Genomic DNA, 3,599 nt, shown 5'->3' on the forward strand with positions numbered 1-3,599 from the left:
CCCTGGATTGAGCATCGAGAATTCCGGCACGATCAGCTTCAGCGGCCTGAGACACCCTTCATTGAGTGGAATGTCGTTGCCGACGAGCGTGCGGAAAACATAGAGCACCACGGCCCTGCATACGGCAAAGGGCGCATTGTAGTTTCCGGCGTGCTGCGCACTGGTGCCAGTGAAGTCGATGGTGGCACTCCGCGTGGCCCGGTCGACGCTGACCTTGACCTTGATCACCTGGCCTTCGTCCATGCGATAGACCATCTCGCCATCACTGAGCCGGTCGATCACCTGCCGTACGCACTCCTCGGCGTTGCGCTGCACATGGCCCATATAAGCCTTGATCACCTCCGTGCCGTAGGCAGCGCAAACCTTGAGCAGCTCGCGCTTTCCCGTCTCGTTGGACGCAATCTGAGCCTTGAGATCGGCAATGTTCTGGTCGGGATTGCGACAGGGGTAAGGACCCGAGGCCAGAACCCTGCGCGCCTCGGCCTCAAGCAAGCGTCCGCCGCGCACGAGCTGCACGTTGTCGATCACCACGCCCTCCTCGCGCAGTGTCGTGCTCCCGGGCGGGGCGCTGCCCGGCGTCAAGCCGCCCACATCAGCGTGATGGCCGCGCGAGCCCAACCAGAAGGCAGGACGGCCATCGATGAACACCGGGGTCACCACCGTAATGTCCGGCAGATGCGTGCCACCCCCATAGGGCGCGTTCAGCATGAAGGCATCGCCATCCTGCACATCGGGGTTGAGGCGCATTACCGTCTTGATCGCAGCCGACATCGAACCCAGATGCACCGGCACATGAGGTGCATTGGCGACGAGATCTCCGGCTTCATCGAAAATGGCGCAGGAGAAATCGAAGCGTTCCTTGATGTTGACCGACCAGGACGTGAGCGCCAGCGTCGCCCCCATCTGATCAGCCACCGACATGAAGAGGTTCGACATCACTTCAAGCAGCACCGGATCAGCGGCGGTTCCGGCGGCGGGCACGAAGGCCAGGGGATCGGCCCTTTCGAGAATGAGATTGGCCCTCGAGTCGATTCGCGCGCGCCAGCCGGGTTCAACCATGTTGGTCCCCGTTGGCTCGGTAATGACGGCCGGTCCCTGGCAGCTCCATCCAGCGGGCAGCGCGGCCCTGTCCCACAGGGGCACATCTCCGTGACCGGCGATCGGAACATGGGCCATGGGGCGCGGCCGGCCCGTGGGCGGGGACATCTCCGGCATGTCGCCGGCATTGCCGATGGCCTCGCAACTCAGCATCTCGAACCAGATGGCGCGTTCGGGCGACATGAAGCCAAAACGCGCCTGATGCGCGGCCTCGAAGGCGCGACGAGTCTCATCGGCTCCGGCGAAGGGCACCGCAAGCGACTGGTGCGACCCCTCATAGCGCACATGGGCCAGAGCCTCGCCGCGGACCTCGCCCACGCCTTGCGCCATGACTTCAGCCCTGGCTTCTGCCTCGATCAACTCCAGCGCCGCCCTGGCGCGCGAAACATCCGCGAGCGGCGCATCAAACTGAACCTCGCGCAGGGCGCGGATTTCGGCGAGACCCATGCCGAAAGCCGACAGAACACCGGCAAAGGGATGGATGAAGACCTGCCGCATGCCCAGCGCATCGGCCACCAGACAGGCATGCTGGCCGCCCGCACCGCCGAAGCATTGCAGCGTGTAAGCCGTCACGTCATGCCCGCGCTGGATGCTGATCTTCTTGATGGCATTCGCCATGTTGTCGACTGCGATGCGCAGAAATCCGCGCGCAAGCTCAGCGGGCGAACGCGGCGGCTGGCCGGTGGCGGCGGAGACCTCGGCTGCGAGTTCCTCGAAGCGCCTCAGCACCGCGACCGCATCAAGCTTCTCGTTGCCGCCTGGGCCGAAGACGGCAGGGAAATGATCAGGATTCAACTTGCCGAGCATGACATTGCAGTCCGTCACCGTGAGCGGCCCGCCGCGGCGGTAGCAGGCGGGTCCAGGATCGGCGCCCGCACTTTCCGGCCCAACCTGGAAGCGTCCGCCGCGAAAGCGGCAGATCGAGCCACCTCCGGCTGCCACGGTGTGGATATGCATCATCGGCGCGCGCATACGCACGCCGGCCACTTCGGTTTCGAAACTGCGCTCAAAACTTCCCGCATGGTGGCTGACATCGGTCGAGGTTCCGCCCATGTCGAAGCCGATCAACCGGTCATAGCCCGCAGCCTGAGCCGTCTTCACCATGCCGATGATGCCACCGGCGGGACCAGACAGAATGGCATCCTTGCCGTGGAACAGGCGGGCATCAGTCAACCCGCCATTCGACTGCATGAACAACAATCTCTCGCAGGCACGGCCAACATCCAGCGCCCCGGCAACAAGGTCCACGTAGCGGTGCAGGATTGGCGAGAGGTAGGCATCGACCACCGTGGTGTCGCCACGGCCCACGAGCTTGGCCAGGCGGGAGACCTGGTGGCTCATCGAGACCTGCGAGAACCCCAGGCTGCGCGCAATCTCGCCCACGCGCCGTTCGTGCTCGGGGTTGAGGTGGCCGTGCAGGAAGGCGATCGCGACTGCACGCAAGCCGGCATCGAAAGCAGACTGGAGCGCCGAGCGGGCCGAAGCCTCATCGAGCGGACGGAGGACCAGACCTTCGCTGTCGATCCGCTCGTCAACCTCTTCCACACGGCTGTAGAGCACCTCGGGCCTCCGCACATGAAGCGCGAAGAGCTGCGGGCGGGTCTGATAGCCGATCTCAAGGAGGTCCGCGAAGCCCCGGGTGATCATCAGCAGCACACGCTCGCCCTTGCGCTCGAGAAGGGCATTGGTGGCAACCGTTGTCCCCATCTTGACTGCCCTGATCGCGCCCGCAGGCTGTGATGCGGCAGCCATGATCGCGCCAATGCCTTCCACCGCTGCATCTCTGTAGCGTTCAGGATTTTCTGAGAGCAGCTTGTGAGTGATCAACCTTCCGTCAGGCGCCTTCGCCACCACATCCGTGAAGGTTCCGCCGCGGTCAATCCAGAATTCCCACGCAGCACCAGACATCAGCACCTCTTTCTCGAACAGCTACACGTCTAGCACCGCTTCCGCCACACCGACAACCTCGTGCACCGGCACGACCTGCTGGCCCGCACACGCTTCCGCGCCCTCACCCTGCCCGACCGGCAGGTGGCGCATGGCTCGCCCGCCGAGCAATATGCCGGTGCCGGCCTTGATGCCAACGACATCGCCGCCGCCAACCGTTCGGCCCTCAGGGGCAGCCACTGAAAAACCATCTTGCAGCATGCCAGCCGTTGCCGGAGCGATGCATAAAGATTGCCGTTTCATGCCCGAATGTTTGCCGCCATTGACCATGCGGTTGTCATCGCGAGGCGCCTCGCGGCGACCCATGGGGTCGTTTGCGCCCGACCCCGCCCTGCTTCAGAGAGACACTGCCCGTTAGCGATCAAAGCTCCGTTGTTTCCCATGCGAGATGACGAGCGCATCAGCGCATGCTGGTGACTTGAGCTGTCTCAAATCATCGCCGCCAAGGAAGCCGCAACAAAAGCCGACGAGTCAACAGTTTGGGTTGATTGCGAACCAGGCCACTGCCAGCGAAACCCCAATCGCGACTCTGCCTTTTGACTTGAAAGGCATCG

Annotated in this window: 2 protein-coding genes; both read right to left on the reverse strand. The window is 63.8% G+C overall.

The genetic code is table 11. The features are described 5' to 3' along the window. A partial coding sequence (locus ACILRN_RS16235; RefSeq protein ID WP_395690005.1) for a hydantoinase B/oxoprolinase family protein occupies nucleotides 1-3,006 on the reverse strand: 3,006 nt, incomplete at its 3' end. A gap of 21 nt (nucleotides 3,007-3,027) precedes the next feature. Beyond that, nucleotides 3,028-3,351 carry a hypothetical protein gene (locus ACILRN_RS16240; protein ID WP_395690006.1) on the reverse strand — a complete coding sequence of 108 codons (324 nt, stop codon included), beginning with the start codon at nucleotides 3,349-3,351 and terminating at the stop codon, nucleotides 3,028-3,030. Nucleotides 3,352-3,599: the final 248 nt, after the last annotated feature.

It is taken from the genome of Aestuariivirga sp., from assembly GCF_044238155.1.
Taxonomy (GTDB): Bacteria; Pseudomonadota; Alphaproteobacteria; order Rhizobiales; family Aestuariivirgaceae; genus Aestuariivirga.